The organism is Pseudomonas bharatica, from assembly GCF_048586865.1.
Lineage (GTDB): Bacteria > Pseudomonadota > Gammaproteobacteria > Pseudomonadales > Pseudomonadaceae > Aquipseudomonas > Aquipseudomonas bharatica.
Map to the genome: position 1 here is coordinate 49,782 of NZ_JBMAWR010000018.1, position 15,143 is coordinate 64,924.

The following is a 15,143-nucleotide window of genomic DNA, read 5'->3' on the forward strand; positions in this document are numbered from 1 at the left end:
GCACGGGGTAAACGACAGTAATTCTCATCATGACGGTACTGTCTGTCGGGACGACCCGCGCACAAGGGACGCGGAATTCGTCAAGACTGGCCAATTTGCCCTAAAATGCGCACCTTTCTCATCTACAACCGTGAGTAGATTTTGATGACGAGCACGCCCAAGCCTTTGGTCCTGATCATCCTGGATGGTTTCGGTCACAGCGAAAGCCCCGAGTACAACGCCATCTTCGCCGCCAACACGCCGGTCTACGATCGCCTGCGCGCTACCCGGCCGCATGGCCTGATCTCCGGCTCCGGCATGGACGTCGGGCTGCCCGACGGGCAGATGGGCAACTCGGAAGTCGGCCACATGAACCTCGGCGCCGGCCGGGTCGTGTACCAGGACTTCACCCGCGTGACCAAGGCCATTCGCGACGGCGAATTCTTCGAGAACCCGGTGCTGACCGGTGCCGTCGACAAAGCCGTGGGTGCCGGCAAGGCCGTGCACATCCTTGGCCTGCTCTCCGACGGTGGCGTGCACAGCCATCAGGATCACCTGGTGGCGATGGCCGAACTGGCCGCGCAGCGGGGTGCCGAGCGCATCTACCTGCACGCCTTCCTCGACGGCCGCGACACCCCGCCACGCAGCGCGCAATCGTCCATCGAACTGCTCGACGCCACCTTCGCCAAACTGGGCAAGGGCCGCATCGCCAGCATCATCGGCCGCTACTACGCAATGGACCGCGACAACCGCTGGGACCGCGTCAGCGCCGCCTACAACCTGATCGTCGACAGCGTTGCCGACTACAGCGCCGACAGTGCCCTGGCCGGCCTCGAAGCCGCCTACGCCCGCGACGAGAGCGACGAATTCGTCAAGCCCACGCGCATCGGCGAAGCCGTGAAGGTCGAGGACGGCGACGCCGTGATCTTCATGAACTTCCGCGCCGACCGCGCCCGCGAGCTGTCCCGCGTGTTCGTCGAGCCGGACTTCAACGAATTCCCCCGTGCACGTCTGCCGAAGCTGGCGGCCTACATCGGCCTGACCCAGTACTCGGCGAAAATCCCGGCCCCCGCCGCCTTCGCCCCGGCCAGCCTGCACAACGTGCTTGGCGAGTACCTGGCCAACAACGGCAAGACCCAGCTGCGCATCGCCGAAACCGAGAAGTACGCCCACGTCACCTTCTTCTTCTCGGGCGGTCGCGAAGAGCCGTTCCCCGGCGAAGAACGCATCCTGATCCCGTCGCCGAAGGTCGCCACCTATGACCTGCAACCGGAAATGAGCGCGCCGGAAGTCACCGACCGCATCGTCGAGGCCATCGAGCAGCAGCGCTACGACGTGATCGTGGTCAACTACGCCAACGGCGACATGGTCGGCCATACCGGCGTGTTCTCGGCTGCGGTAAAGGCCGTCGAGGCCCTGGACACCTGTATCGGCCGCATCACCGAGGCGCTGGACAAGGTCGGTGGCGAAGCGCTGATCACCGCCGACCACGGCAACGTCGAACAGATGGAAGACGAATCCACCGGCCAGGCGCACACGGCGCACACTACCGAGCCGGTGCCCTTCATCTATTACGGCAAGCGTGACCTGAAGGTCCGCGAGGGCGGCGTGCTGGCAGACGTGGCGCCGACCATGCTGACCCTGATGGGCATGGAGATTCCGGCGGAGATGACTGGTACCTCGATCCTCGTCAAAGCCTGATTCAGCAACACGGACCTGTGGGAGCGGGTTCACCCGCGATTGCTATGGTGAATTCACTGCTGCAATCGCGGGTAAACCCGCTCCCACAGGGTCCGCGTCGCCCAATAGCGACTTGTTCCAGACAAACGCCCCCATGGGGCGTTTTTTTTGCCGCCAGCGGCGGGCATACTAGGCCGGTCTCCATCCCCTGGTTATCGCCATTCCATGCTTCGCGCCCTGATCCTCCTAGCCCTGACCTGCCTGCTCGGCCCGGCTTTCGCCGACGAGCGCGCGCAAACCCAGCAGCAACTGGACGCCACGCGCCAGGACATCGCCGAGCTGAAAAAGAAGCTCGGTGCGCTGCAGGAAGAAAAATCCGGCGTGCAGAAAGACCTGCGCAGCACCGAAACCGATATCGGCAAGCTGGAGAAGCAGGTAGAGGAGCTACAGAAAGAACTAAAAAAGACCGAGGGCGAACTGGAGCGCCTCGACACTGAAAAGAAGACTCTCCAGTCCGCCCGCACCGAACAGCAACGCCTGATCGCCATCCAGGCCCGCTCCGCCTATCAGAACAACGGTCGTGAGGAATACCTCAAGCTGCTGCTCAACCAGCAGAACCCGGAAAAGTTCGCCCGCACGCTCACCTATTACGATTACCTGAGCAAGGCTCGCCTGGAACAACTGCGCAGCTTCAACGAGACCCTGCGCCAGCTGGCCAACGTCGAGAAAGACATCGCCCAGCAGCAGGCCCAACTGCTGGTCCAGCAAGGCACCCTCGACGCCCAGCGCCAGGACCTGGAAAAGACCCGCGCCGAACGGCAGGAAATCCTCGCCAGGCTCAACAGCAACCTGAAGACCAACGACCAGAAGCTGGCAGCCCGCGAGCAGGAACAGGCCGAGCTGGGCAAGGTGCTCAAGACCATCGAGGAAACCCTGGCGCGCCAGGCTCGCGAGGCCGAGGAAGCGCGCCAGCGCGCCCTTGCCGAGCAGGAAGCCGAGAAGAAACGCCAGCGCGAGGCCGCCCTCGCCGCCCGCGAATCGTCGCGCAACACCCAGGACGACGAGCCGAAAAAGCCGCTGCGCACGCCCGGCCCGCTGGTGTCCAGCGACGGAGCGGTCTACGGCGGCGCATTTTCTGCAGCAAGGGGCAAACTTCCGTGGCCGGTCAATGGTCGATTGTTGGCGCGCTTCGGTGAAAGCCGCGGGGACGATGCCCGGGCCAAATGGGACGGGGTGATGATCAGCGCTTCGGCCGGCAGCCAGGTTCATGCGGTACACGGTGGCCGCGTGGTATTCGCCGACTGGTTGCGCGGGGCCGGACTTCTGGTCATTCTCGACCATGGTAACGGTTACCTCAGCCTCTACGGTCATAACCAGACCCTGCTCAAGGGCGCTGGCGACATCGTCAAGGCCGGCGAAGCGATCTCCACCGTTGGCAACAGCGGTGGCCAGAGCACGCCGGCGTTGTACTTCGCCATCCGCCAGCAGGGCCAGCCGACCGACCCGACGCAGTGGTGCCGCGGTCAAGGATAGGTTTACCTTTTTTCACGCGCCTGCCGCACAGCGCGGCGCGAGGCTCCTTTCGGGGCTCACACAGGATCAGGAGTTCGTTCGACATGCTGCATTCGCCTCGCCTTACCTCGCTGGCCCTGGCCGTCGCACTGGTCAGCGGCGCGTCACCGGCTTTCGCCGCCGAGCCGGCCAAGCCCGCGCCGGCGCTGGCGCCGACCACGGTCACCGGCAAGGCTCCGCTGCCGCTGGACGAGCTGCGCACCTTCGCCGAAGTCCTGGATCGGGTGAAAGCCGCCTACGTCGAGCCCGTGGATGACAAGACCCTGCTGGAAAACGCCATCAAGGGCATGCTCAGCAACCTTGACCCGCACTCCGCCTACCTCGGCCCGGAAGACTTCCAGGAACTGCAGGAAAGCACCAGCGGCGAATTCGGCGGCCTGGGTATCGAAGTCGGCCAGGAAGACGGCTTCGTCAAGGTCGTCTCGCCGATCGACGACACCCCGGCCTCCCGCGCCGGCATCGAGGCCGGCGACCTGATCGTCAAGATCAACGGGCAGCCGACCCGTGGCCAGACCATGACCGAAGCCGTGGACAAGATGCGCGGCAAGATCGGCGAGAAGATCACCCTGACCCTGGTCCGCGACGGTGGCACGCCGTTCGACGTGACCCTGGCCCGCGCCGTGATCCAGGTGAAGAGCGTGAAGAGCCAGTTGCTGGAATCCGGCTATGGCTACATCCGCATTACCCAGTTCCAGGTCAAGACCGGCGAGGAAGTCGGCAAGGCCCTGGCCAAACTGCGCAAGGACAACAACGGCAAGCTGCGCGGCATCGTCCTGGACCTGCGCAACAACCCGGGCGGCGTGCTGCAATCGGCGGTGGAAGTGGCCGACCACTTCCTGACCAAGGGCCTGATCGTCTACACCAAGGGCCGCATCGCCAACTCCGAGCTGCGCTTCTCCGCCGACCCGGCCGATGCCAGTGAAGGCGTGCCGCTGGTGGTGCTGATCAACGGCGGCAGCGCCTCGGCCTCGGAGATTGTCGCCGGCGCCCTGCAGGACCAGAAACGTGGCGTGCTGATGGGTACCGACAGCTTCGGCAAGGGCTCGGTGCAGACCGTGCTGCCGCTGAACAACGACCGCGCCCTGAAGATCACCACTGCGCTGTACTACACCCCCAACGGCCGCTCGATCCAGGCCCAGGGCATCGTCCCGGACATCGAGGTGCGCCAGGCCAAGGTCACCAGCGAGCAGGACACCGAGAACTTCAAGGAAGCCGACCTGCAAGGCCACCTCGGCAATGGCAACGGCGGCGCCGACCGGCCGTCCGGCAGCAAGGCAGCGGGCAAGAAGGAACGTCCGCAGGACGGTGACTTCCAGCTCAGCCAGGCCCTCAGCCTGCTCAAGGGACTGAGCATCACCCGCGACAAGTGATGCGGGCGTTCTGTCTCGCCCTTCTCTGCCTGCTGGCCGGCGTCGCCCATGGCGCGCCGGCCCAGCAGCAGCGGGCCTACCTTAGCGTGATCATCGACGACCTCGGGCAGAACCCGGCCCGGGACTCACGCACCCTCGCCCTGCCCGGCCCGGTGACCATGGCGATCATGCCGGACACGCCGCACGCCACCGACTTCGCGCGCCAGGCGCACAAGGCCGGGCGCACGGTGATCCTGCACATGCCCATGGACCCGGCCACCGGCCCCTACGCCTGGCACCCCGGCACTCCGCTGCCGGAACTGGAACAGCGCCTGAACGCCGCGCTGGCGAAGGTTCCGTACGCTGCCGGGGTCAACAACCACATGGGCAGCCGCATGACCGCGCAGCCTGAGGCCATGGCCTGGCTGATGGGCGAGTTGCAGCGGCGTGGCCTGTTCTTCGTCGACAGCCGCACCAGCGCCGCTACCGTCGCGGCGGCCAAGGCCCAGGCGCTGGGTCTGGCGAGCCTGTCGCGGGATGTCTTCCTCGATGACGTGCGGACCCCCGAGGCCATTGCCGGGCAACTGCGCATTGCCGTGGAGCTGGCGCGCAAGCAAGGCACCGCGGTGGTGATCGGCCACCCTTATCCACAGACCCTGGACGTGCTGGAACACGAACTGCCCAGGCTCAAGGCCCAGGGCATCGAACTGATCGGCCTGCGGCAGATGATCGGCGAACGCAGCAACCGCGCCATGCCCGCCCACGGCAAGGGCGGGATCTACAGGTAGCGGGCGTAGGTGGCGTCGACGAAGCCGTCCTCGCGCATCTGTTCAAGAGCGTCCTGCAGGCGCTTCACCACCTGCTCCGGCACGCTCGGGTTGAGCGCCAGATACAGCTCGGTGCCATTGAAGCGCAACACGGTCCTGAAGTCGGTCATGCCTATCTGCCGGGCCAGGTAGCGGCCAGCCGGGTCGCCGGTGGCCCAGAGGTCGATCTCGCCGTTGGAGAGCTTCTTCGCATTGTCCTGGTCGCGCAGCACCAATACCGGCTTCAACCCCTGCTGCTGCAGGTTCTCAGCGATGGCATCACCCTTGTAGGCACCGATGCGCAGGCCCTTGGCCTGTTGCAGGTTATCCAGCCGGATCCGGCTGCTGGCGGGGGCCAGCAACACCCAGTCATCCGGGCCCAGCGGGCCGACCCACTTGAACAGCTTCTCGCGCTCGAGCGAACGGGCGAGGACGAACACGCCATGGTTCGGCGTGTCCCGGGCCTGCTGGTAGACCCGGGTCCAGGGAAAGCGCAGGGTCATGCTGTAGGGGATGTCGGCGCGGCGGAACATCTCCCGCACCAGGTCGGCAGCGATGCCCTGGATATCCGCCTCGTGGGCGAAACTCTTGCCGTCGCGGGACATGTTGTAAGGCGGGAAGTTTTCGGTCAGCAGGACCAGCGGCTCGCTGGCGTGGGCGGCGGTGGTCAGGGTGAGGAGGAAGAGGAGTCTGGTCAGCATCGGGAGGGATCTGGTTTATTGGGTGATGCTGATGGCCTCATCGCTGCGGTGCGGCGGTCCGACAAGCCAGCTCCCACAGGTTCGTGTGGGAGCTGGCTTGCCAGCGATGAGGCCCTGAAGGTCAGCGCACGACGATCCCGCGCTGCGCCATATAGGCCTTGGCCTCCGGCACGGTGTACTCGCCGAAGTGGAAGATGCTCGCCGCCAGCACGGCACTGGCGTGCCCTTCCAGGATCCCGTCGGCCAGGTGCTGCAGGTTGCCCACGCCACCGGACGCGATCACCGGGATGCCCAGCGCGTCGCTGATCGCCCGGGTCACGCCCAGGTCGAAACCGCTCTTCATGCCGTCCTGGTCCATGCTGGTCAGGAGAATCTCGCCAGCACCCAGGCCTTCCATCTTCTTCGCCCACTCCACCGCATCCAGGCCGGTCGGCTTGCGCCCGCCGTGGGTGAAGATCTCCCAGCGCGGTTCTTCGCCCGGGCCGGAGACCTTCTTGGCGTCGATGGCCACAACGATGCACTGCGAACCGAAATGCGCCGCCGCTTCGCCGACGAACTCCGGGTTGAACACCGCCGCGGTGTTGATCGACACCTTGTCGGCCCCGGCATTGAGCAGGTTGCGGATGTCCTGCACGGTGCGCACGCCACCGCCGACGGTCAGCGGGATGAACACCTGGCTGGCCATGCGCTCGACGGTGTGCAGCGTGGTGTCACGGCCATCGACGCTGGCGGTGATGTCGAGGAAGGTGATCTCGTCGGCACCCTGCTCGTCGTAGCGACGGGCAATTTCCACCGGGTCGCCGGCGTCACGGATGTTCTCGAACTTGACGCCCTTGACGACCCGGCCGTTGTCCACGTCCAGGCAAGGGATGATGCGTTTGGCCAGGGCCATGGCGTTCTCCTCAGCCTTGGTAGCTGTCGCAGAAGGCCTGGGCCTCGGCGACGTCAAGGGTGCCTTCGTAGATGGCACGACCGGTGATGGCGCCGATGATGCCCGGTGCCCTGGCGTCCAGCAGGGCCTTGATGTCGCCCAGGTTGTGGATGCCGCCGGAAGCGATCACCGGGATCTTCGTGGCTTCGGCCAGGGCCTTGGTGAAGGGCACGTTGCAGCCCTGCATCATGCCGTCCTTGGCGATGTCGGTGTAGACGATCGCCGAGACGCCGTCGGCTTCGAAGCGCCTGGCCAGGTCGATGACCTGCACCGAACTGACCTCGGCCCAGCCGTCGGTGGCGACGAAACCGTCCTTGGCATCCAGGCCGACGATGACCTTGCCCGGGAAGGCCTTGCACGCCTCGGCAACGAATTCAGGCTGCTTGACCGCCTTGGTGCCGATGATCACGTAGCTGACGCCGGCCTTTACGTAGTGCTCGATGGTTTCCAGCGAGCGGATGCCGCCACCGATCTGGATCGGCAGCTCCGGGTAGCGCCTGGCGATGGCGGTGACCACCTCGCCGTTGACCGGCTGGCCTTCGAAGGCGCCGTTCAGGTCGACCAGATGCAGACGACGGCAGCCACCTTCAACCCATTTGGCGGCCATGCTCACCGGGTCGTCGGAGAATACGGTGGAATCTTCCATGCGGCCCTGGCGCAGACGTACGCAGGCACCGTCCTTGAGATCGATAGCGGGGATAATCAGCATCTGGAAAACCTGTCTAATCGGTAAACGGTGAGCCCGGGAAGTCAGTTCTTCTCGAGCGCCCACAGGTCGACTTCAATGCTCTCGAAGCGCTCCTTGAGCTGCGTCTGAACATCGAAGATCGCCCGGTTGTAGTAGTGCGGCGCAATATCCCTGGCGAACAGCTCGAGCACCTCGGCCACTTCGAACGAGCCCAGTTGCAGCTCGAAACGGTCTTCGAGGAAGCGCTTGAGGGTGTCCAGCGCCTCGCGCTCCTGTTCGGGTGCGAGGGTGATGGCCGGGGTCTTGCTGCGCGAGCGGTTCATTACCAGCGGCCATCCCAGGCGGCGAAGTTCTGCAACAGTTGCAGGCCGTGGGTGTGGCTCTTTTCCGGGTGGAACTGGGTGGCGAAGCGCGAGCCTTCGGCCAGTACCGCAGCGAAATCGACGCCATAGTGACCGCGACCGACCACCTGGGACGGCTTGCCGGACTCGATGTAGTAGCTGTGCACGAAGTAGAAGCGCGCGCGGTCCGGGATATCGTGCCAGAGCGGGTGATCGATCACCTGGCTGACCTCGTTCCAGCCCATGTGCGGCACCTTCAGGTGCTCGCCGTCTTCATGCAGGTCCTTGCCGAACAGACGCACCTGGCCGGGGAACATGCCGATGCAGTCGACACCGTCGTTCTCCTCGCTGTGGTCCAGCAGGGCCTGCATGCCGACGCAGATACCGAGGAACGGGCGGTCCTGGCTGACTTCCTTGACCAGGCTGTCGAAGCCCAGGCGGCGGATCTCGGCCATGCAGTCGCGAATCGCGCCGACACCAGGGAAGACCACCCGGTCGGCTTCACGGATTACCGCAGCATCGCTGGTGATCAGCACCTTGCCGGCGCCGACGTGCTCCAGGGCCTTGGCCACCGAGTGCAGGTTGCCCATGCCATAGTCGATAACGGCGACGGTCTGCATTACAGGCATCCCTTGGTGGAAGGCATCTGCCCGGCCATCCGCTCGTCCAGCTCGACGGCCATGCGCAGCGCGCGGCCGAAGGCCTTGAACACGGTCTCGATCTGGTGGTGGGTGTTATGCCCGCGCAGGTTGTCGATATGCAGCGTGACGTTGGCGTGGTTGACGAAGCCCTGGAAGAACTCCTGGAACAGGTCCACATCGAAACCGCCCACGGTGGCGCGGGTGTAGGGCACGTGCATCTGCAGGCCGGGACGGCCGGAGAAATCGATCACCACCCGCGACAGCGCTTCGTCCAGCGGCACGTAGGCGTGGCCGTAGCGACGGATGCCTTTCTTGTCGCCGATGGCCTGGCTGAACGCCTGGCCCAGGGTGATACCGACGTCTTCGACGGTATGGTGGTCGTCGATATGCAGGTCGCCCTTGCACTCGATGTCCAGATCGATCAATCCATGACGGGAAATCTGATCCAGCATGTGCTCCAGGAAAGGCACGCCGATATCGAATCGGGCCTTGCCAGTGCCATCCAGGTTGATCGAGGCTTTGATCTGGGTTTCCAGAGTATTGCGCTCGACGGACGCCTTACGTTCGACCATCACCAGCTCCGCAAATCATTGGGCGAAAAAGGCGGTCATTATAGGCGCAGAACGTCGCATCTTGAAACGAAGATGACGTGTGGTGTGAGGGTTTTGGGCCCGCTTTGCGGGACATCGCCGGCAACGCCGGCTCCCACAGGGTTTTGTGTCGAGCCATGGTTTTGGGTTCACCGCAGGCACTGTGGGAGCCGGCGTTGCCGGCGATGGCCCGCAAAGCGGCCCCAAACGGCCGAATCAGTGGAACAGAACGGCCGTCTTCTGCAGCGTCGCCCACACCCCCCAGGCCAGCGGAATGCCCACGGCCAGCCAGGCCGCGATCACCAGTGGCAGGGTGCCGTCGGCAGCTTTCCACTCCAGCACGGTGGTGTTGTCGGCGCCCTTGTCATGCCCCAGCGCCTGCTCGGCGGCCAGTTGTTCTTCGGTCATGAAGTACTTGTCAGCCACCGGACGCACCATCGCGTTGCAGATAAAGCCCAGCACCAGCAGGCCGGCGAGGATGTACAAGGTGATGTCGTAGGCCGCAGCCCGTTCCACGCCGATGCTCAGCTGGTACTCGCGCAGGTAGTTGACCAGCACCGGGCCGAGCACGCCCGCCGCAGCCCAGGCCGTCAGCAGGCGACCATGGATCGCACCGACCATCTGCGTACCGAACAGGTCCGCCAGGTAGGCCGGCACGGTGGCGAAACCACCGCCGTACATCGACAGGATGATGCAGAACGCCGCCACGAACAGGGCGACGTTGCCCAGGTGGCCCATGTTCGGCACCAGCGCATACAGGGCGAAGCCCAGTGCGAAGAAGGCGAAGTAGGTGTTCTTGCGCCCGATATAGTCGGAGAACGACGCCCAGAAGAAGCGCCCGCCGATGTTGAACAGGCTGAGCAGGCCGGTGAAGCCGGCGGCGATCGCGGCGATCTGCGCCAGTTGCCCGGCGTCCAGTTCGCTGAAAGTCAGGTTGTTGCCCAGCAGCTTGCCGGCGAACACTTCCTGCAGCAGTGGCGACGCCATGCCGAGGATGCCGATACCGGCGGACACGTTCAGGCACAGTACCAGCCAGATCAGGGCGAACTGCGGGGTCTTCCAGGCCACGCTGACGTGCACGTGACGGTGGGTGATCATCGAGTTGCTGGCCTTCTTCGCCGGAGCGGTCCAGCCTTCAGGCTTCCAGCCGGTCGGCGGAACGCGGTACGACAATGCGCCGCCGATCATGAAGATGAAGTAGATCACCGCCATCACCACGAAGCTCTGCCACACGCCGACGCCTTCAGGGCTGGCGAAGTGGTTCATCAGCGCCGCCGCCAGCGGAGCACCGACCATCGCACCACCACCGAAGCCCATGATCGCCATGCCGGTGGCCATGCCGCGCTTGTCCGGGAACCACTTGATCAGGGTCGATACCGGCGAGATATAGCCCAGGCCCAGGCCGATACCGCCGATCACCCCCGAGCCCAGCCACATCAGCCAGATCTGATGGGTATACACGCCCAGCGCGGAAATCAGCAGGCCGCCGCACCAGCACAGCGCCGAGACCACACCGGCCTTGCGCGGCCCGGCGTGTTCCAGCCAGCCGCCCCAGATAGCCGCCGAGCAGCCGAGGAAAATGAAGAACAGGGTGTAGATCCAGCCGAGCATGGAAATCGGCCAGTCGCAGGTCGAAGAGACCATCTGGGCGAAGAAGCCCATGTCCGGGGCGCAGGCCACCGGTGCGGTAATGCCGATCGCCTTCGACAGCGGCAGCCAGAACACCGAGAAGCCGTAGGCCATGCCGATGCACAGGTGGATGGCGAGTGCGGCCGGGGGTACCAGCCAGCGGTTGAAACCGGGTCGAGCGACGATGCGCTCCTTGGACAGGAAACCAGGCGCACTGGCGACGGCTCCCGCGGTGATGGTGCTCATTATTGTTTCCCTCGTAGATAGGTAGCCCCCGCAGGCCGAAACCGACGACCCCCGACTTTGGCGCACGCAGGCAACGAGTCGTTTTTTCGGGCAGCCGGCCCTGTCGCGACAATCCGTCGCAGCAAGACCCGGGAACGGCTGCAAGAGTAGCATTTAGCTAGCTAACAAAAACCAATCTGACATCATGGTTTTTGTTGTAACTGAGACTTTTTTCCGTGGAACCGCACGGTGCGGGCGTGTCAAACCGGCCATTCACGGCAATCGCAGTGGCGAAGGCCGCAAGGCTATACTCTGCGGCTGACTTTTCAGACATCGACTTCAAAGGACCCGCCCATGAAAGCGTTCGGCAAAATCCTGGGGCTGGTGGTTCTCGGGCTGTTGCTGATCGTGGTGGCCGGCGGCTTCGCCCTGACCCACCTCTTCGATCCCAACGACTATAAAGACGAGATCCGCCAACTGGCTCGCGACAAGGCTCACGTCGAGCTGACCCTGAACGGCGATATCGGCTGGAGCCTGTTCCCCTGGCTAGGCCTGGAGTTGCACGAGGCGAGCATTGCCACGCTGAACAAGCCGGCCGAGCCGATCGCCGACCTGCAGATGCTCGGCCTGTCGGTGCGCGTGCTGCCATTGCTGCGCCGTGAAGTGCAGATGAGCGATGTGCGGGTCGAAGGGCTGAACCTGAACCTGGTCCGTGACGAAAGCGGCCACGGCAACTGGGAAGACATCGGCAAGCCGTTGCCAACCAAGGCCCCGGCCGGCAGCACCGGCGAAACCGCGCCGGCCACCACTGCGCCGGCCGAGGGCGAAAGCAAGCCGGCCGCCAGCGAGCGCCCGCTCAAGCTGGATATCGACAGCCTCACCGTCAACAACGCCCGGGTGCAGTACAACGACGTGCGCAGTGGCCAGAGCTTCAGTGCCGAGAGCATCCAGTTGAGCACCGAAGCCGTGCACGACGGCGTGAATATCCCGCTGAAACTCACCGCCTTCCTCGGTTCTGGCCAACCCGTGCTGCGCGCGCGCATCGAGCTGGCCGGCGAAGCCCGCTTCGACCGCGCACTGCGCCGCTATCAACTGGAAGACATGAAGCTGCACGGCGAACTCTCCGGCGAGCCGCTGCAACAGAAAAGCATGACGTTCTCGGCCCAGGGCCAATTGCTCGCCGACCTGGCGGCCAATGTCGCCGAATGGAACGGCCTGAAGCTTTCGGCCAACCAGTTGCGTGCCCTCGGCGAGCTGCACGTGCGTGACCTGAACAGCGAGCCGAAGGTCAGCGGCGGTATCTCCGTCGCCCAGTTCGACCTGCGCAAGTTCCTCGACAGCGTTGGCGTCGTCCTGCCGCCGATGAAGGACCCGACCACCCTCACCGGCGTCGAACTGGTCGGCCGCATCGAAGGCACGAAGAACAGCCTCGCCCTGGAAGACCTGGCGCTGAAGCTGGACGACAGCACCTTCACCGGTCGCCTCGCGGTGGCAGACTTCGCCAAACAGGCGCTGCGCATCCAGTTGAAGAACGACAGGTTCGATGCCGACCGCTACCTGCTGGCCAAAAGCGACGACGCGAAGAACGCCAATGCTGCACGCAAGGCCGAGGTTCAGAGCACGGAAGCCAGCGCCGTCGCCGGGCCGGGTACCTCGCCGCTGCCCGACGCACCGACCCAGGTCGCCTGGAGCAACGACAAGCTGTTGCCGGTGGACCGCCTGCGCGCTCTCGACCTGCAAGCCGACCTGAGTTTCGGCGTGCTCACCCTGGACCAGTTGCCGATCCAGAACGCCGAGCTCAAGGCCAGCGGCCAGGGTGGCCTGATTACCCTGCAAGCCCTGCGTGGCGGCCTTTACAACGGCACCTTCGATAGCCGTGGCACCCTCGACGTACGCCCGGCCGTGCCGCAGCTCGGCCTCACCGCGAAGATCAACCGGGTGCCGGTCGAGCATTTCATCAAGCACGACGGCACCCCCCCGCCGGTCAAGGGCCTGCTCACCCTGGACAGCGACCTGACCGCCACCGGCAACAGCCAGAAAGCCCTGGTCGATACCCTCAACGGCAAGGCCAGCTTCGTTATCAACAACGGCGTGCTGGTCAACGCCAACCTCGAACAGCAACTGTGCCAGGGCATCGCCACCCTCAACCGCAAGACCCTGAGCGGCGAGCCACGGGGCAAGGACACGCCGTTCGAAGAACTGAAAGGCAGCCTGGTGCTGAGCAACGGCGTGGCCAGCAACCCCGACCTGAAGGCGCGCATCCCGGGCCTGACCGTCAACGGCAATGGCGACATCGACCTGCGCGTGCTGGGCATGGACTACCGCGTCGGCGTCATCGTCGAAGGCGACACCCGCGAAATGCCGGACCCGGCCTGCCAGGTCAACCAGCGCTACGTCGGCCTGGAGTTCCCGCTGCGCTGCCGCGGGCCGCTGGAACTGGGCGCACGCGCCTGCCGCATCGACAAGGACGGCGTCGGCAAGCTGGCCGGCCAGGCGCTGGGCAACCGCATCAACGAAAAACTCGAAGAGAAGCTGGGCGACAAGGTGAGTCCCGAGCTGAAGGACGCACTGAAGGGCCTGTTCAAACGATGACCCCCGAGCAGTTTTCCACCGCGGTACTCGACTGGTTCGACCGCCACGGCCGCCACGACCTGCCCTGGCAACAGGGCATCACGCCCTACCGGGTGTGGGTCTCCGAGATCATGCTGCAGCAGACCCAGGTCAGCACCGTGCTCAATTACTTCGGCCGCTTCATGGACGCCCTGCCGGATGTCCAGGCCCTGGCCGCGGCGCCTGAAGACGAAGTGCTGCACCTGTGGACCGGGCTCGGCTACTACACACGCGCGCGCAATCTGCAAAAGACCGCCAGGATCGTCGTCGAACAGTACGGTGGCGAATTCCCCCGCGACGTCGAAAAGCTCACCGATCTGCCCGGTATCGGCCTGTCCACCGCCGGCGCCATCGCCAGCATCAGCATGGGCCTGCGCGCGCCGATCCTCGACGGCAACGTCAAGCGCGTCCTGGCACGCTATACCGCGCAGGAAGGCTATCCCGGCGAGCCCAAGGTGGCGAAGGCGCTGTGGGCAAGCGCCGAGCGCTTCACACCGCACCAGCGGGTCAACGACTACACCCAGGCGATGATGGACCTCGGCGCCACCCTCTGCACCCGCAGCAAGCCCAGTTGCCTGCTGTGTCCGCTGAAGCGTGGTTGCGAGGCCCACATGCTCGGCCAGGAGACGCGCTACCCGCTGCCCAAGCCGCGCAAGGCCCTGCCACAGAAACGCACGCTGATGCCGCTGCTGGCCAATGACGAAGGCGCCATCCTGCTTTACCGGCGCCCTTCCAGCGGACTCTGGGGCGGGTTGTGGAGCCTGCCGGAACTGGACGACCTGGACGATCTGGAACACCTCGCCGACCAGCACCGCCTGAACATCGAGACCCGCCGCGAACTGACGGGCCTGACCCACACCTTCAGCCATTTCCAGCTGGCCATCGAGCCGTGGCTGGTGCGCGTCGGCCAGCACGGCGACCACGTGGCCGAGGCCGACTGGCTCTGGTATAACCTCGCCACCCCGCCGCGCCTGGGGCTCGCCGCCCCGGTGAAGAAGCTGCTCAAACGCGCGGCCGACGAATTGATTGCAGGAGACTCGCGATGACCCGCACCGTTATGTGCCGCAAGTACAAAGAACAACTGCCTGGCCTTGAGCGTCCGCCGTATCCAGGGCCAAAGGGCCTCGACATCTACGAGCACATCTCGCAGAAGGCCTGGGCCGACTGGCAGAAGGAGCAGACCATGCTCATCAACGAGAAGCGCCTGAACATGATGAACGCCGAGGACCGCAAGTTCATCCAGGGCGAGATGGACAAGTTCTTCTCCGGCGAGGAATTCGAAAAGGCCGAAGGCTACGTTCCACCTGCCCAGTGACCCCCGAAAACCGTAAGCGTCGGTATTAATTAAAAAATTTTTGAAATTGTTGTTGACGCAATCCTGAAAAACGCTTTTAATGCGCC

14 protein-coding genes are annotated in these 15,143 nt (G+C 64.7%); 7 read left to right on the top strand and 7 right to left on the bottom strand.

Features of this window, described 5'->3' with window-relative positions:
* Positions 1-144 precede the first annotated feature (144 nt).
* The 4 genes from gpmI (at position 145) to ACKLLE_RS19360 (ending at position 5,368) form a co-directional block, all read left to right on the top strand.
* Positions 145-1,680, top strand: coding sequence for a 2,3-bisphosphoglycerate-independent phosphoglycerate mutase (gpmI, locus tag ACKLLE_RS19345; protein WP_009396094.1), 1,536 nt, complete (start codon positions 145-147; stop codon positions 1,678-1,680).
* Between the two features lie 204 nt (positions 1,681-1,884).
* Complete coding sequence (locus ACKLLE_RS19350; RefSeq protein ID WP_064302628.1) at positions 1,885-3,192, top strand: murein hydrolase activator EnvC family protein; 1,308 nt, start codon at positions 1,885-1,887, stop codon at positions 3,190-3,192.
* A gap of 83 nt (positions 3,193-3,275) precedes the next feature.
* Entirely contained in the window at positions 3,276-4,601 is a 1,326-nt protein-coding gene (locus tag ACKLLE_RS19355) for a S41 family peptidase (protein WP_420058780.1), read from the top strand.
* The gene (locus ACKLLE_RS19360) at positions 4,601-5,368 is read left to right on the top strand and encodes a divergent polysaccharide deacetylase family protein (RefSeq protein ID WP_420058781.1); all 768 of its coding nucleotides are present in this window, start codon (positions 4,601-4,603) and stop codon (positions 5,366-5,368) included. Before ACKLLE_RS19355 ends, ACKLLE_RS19360 begins: the two co-directional genes overlap by 1 nt.
* Here the strand turns inward: ACKLLE_RS19360 and ACKLLE_RS19365 are convergent.
* From ACKLLE_RS19365 to ACKLLE_RS19395, 7 genes are all read right to left on the bottom strand, one after another.
* Positions 5,359-6,087: a substrate-binding periplasmic protein gene (locus ACKLLE_RS19365; RefSeq protein WP_420058782.1), complete on the bottom strand. Its 729-nt coding sequence runs from the start codon at positions 6,085-6,087 to the stop codon at positions 5,359-5,361. The genes ACKLLE_RS19360 and ACKLLE_RS19365 overlap by 10 nt on opposite strands.
* Before the next feature lie 121 nt (positions 6,088-6,208).
* On the bottom strand, positions 6,209-6,979 hold the full coding sequence (hisF, locus tag ACKLLE_RS19370) for an imidazole glycerol phosphate synthase subunit HisF (RefSeq protein WP_009396083.1): 771 nt from the start codon (positions 6,977-6,979) through the stop codon (positions 6,209-6,211).
* A gap of 10 nt (positions 6,980-6,989) precedes the next feature.
* Positions 6,990-7,727 carry a 1-(5-phosphoribosyl)-5-[(5-phosphoribosylamino)methylideneamino]imidazole-4-carboxamide isomerase gene (gene hisA, locus ACKLLE_RS19375; RefSeq protein ID WP_064302632.1) on the bottom strand — a complete coding sequence of 246 codons (738 nt, stop codon included), beginning with the start codon at positions 7,725-7,727 and terminating at the stop codon, positions 6,990-6,992.
* A 41-nt stretch (positions 7,728-7,768) separates the two neighbouring features.
* Positions 7,769-8,029 (bottom strand): DUF2164 domain-containing protein, encoded by a 261-nt coding sequence (locus tag ACKLLE_RS19380; protein ID WP_009396079.1) that lies wholly within the window; start codon positions 8,027-8,029, stop codon positions 7,769-7,771.
* Positions 8,029-8,667, bottom strand: coding sequence for an imidazole glycerol phosphate synthase subunit HisH (gene hisH, locus ACKLLE_RS19385; protein WP_064302633.1), 639 nt, complete (start codon positions 8,665-8,667; stop codon positions 8,029-8,031). Before hisH ends, ACKLLE_RS19380 begins: the two co-directional genes overlap by 1 nt.
* Positions 8,667-9,260, bottom strand: a complete 594-nt coding sequence (gene hisB / locus ACKLLE_RS19390; protein WP_009396076.1) for an imidazoleglycerol-phosphate dehydratase HisB — start codon at positions 9,258-9,260, stop codon at positions 8,667-8,669. The genes hisH and hisB overlap by 1 nt, the downstream gene beginning before the upstream one ends.
* A gap of 234 nt (positions 9,261-9,494) precedes the next feature.
* Positions 9,495-11,153, bottom strand: coding sequence for an OFA family MFS transporter (locus tag ACKLLE_RS19395; RefSeq protein ID WP_064302634.1), 1,659 nt, complete (start codon positions 11,151-11,153; stop codon positions 9,495-9,497).
* A gap of 333 nt (positions 11,154-11,486) precedes the next feature.
* Here ACKLLE_RS19395 and ACKLLE_RS19400 point away from each other — a divergent pair, with 333 nt between their 5' ends.
* From ACKLLE_RS19400 to ACKLLE_RS19410, 3 genes are read left to right on the top strand one after another with little or no spacing between them, the layout of a single operon-like run.
* Complete coding sequence (locus tag ACKLLE_RS19400) at positions 11,487-13,724, top strand: AsmA family protein (RefSeq protein WP_420058783.1); 2,238 nt, start codon at positions 11,487-11,489, stop codon at positions 13,722-13,724.
* The gene (gene mutY / locus ACKLLE_RS19405) at positions 13,721-14,788 is read left to right on the top strand and encodes an A/G-specific adenine glycosylase (protein ID WP_420058784.1); all 1,068 of its coding nucleotides are present in this window, start codon (positions 13,721-13,723) and stop codon (positions 14,786-14,788) included. The genes ACKLLE_RS19400 and mutY overlap by 4 nt, the downstream gene beginning before the upstream one ends.
* Complete coding sequence (locus tag ACKLLE_RS19410; RefSeq protein ID WP_009396072.1) at positions 14,785-15,057, top strand: oxidative damage protection protein; 273 nt, start codon at positions 14,785-14,787, stop codon at positions 15,055-15,057. The genes mutY and ACKLLE_RS19410 overlap by 4 nt, the downstream gene beginning before the upstream one ends.
* The last annotated feature ends 86 nt before the right edge of the window (positions 15,058-15,143 follow it).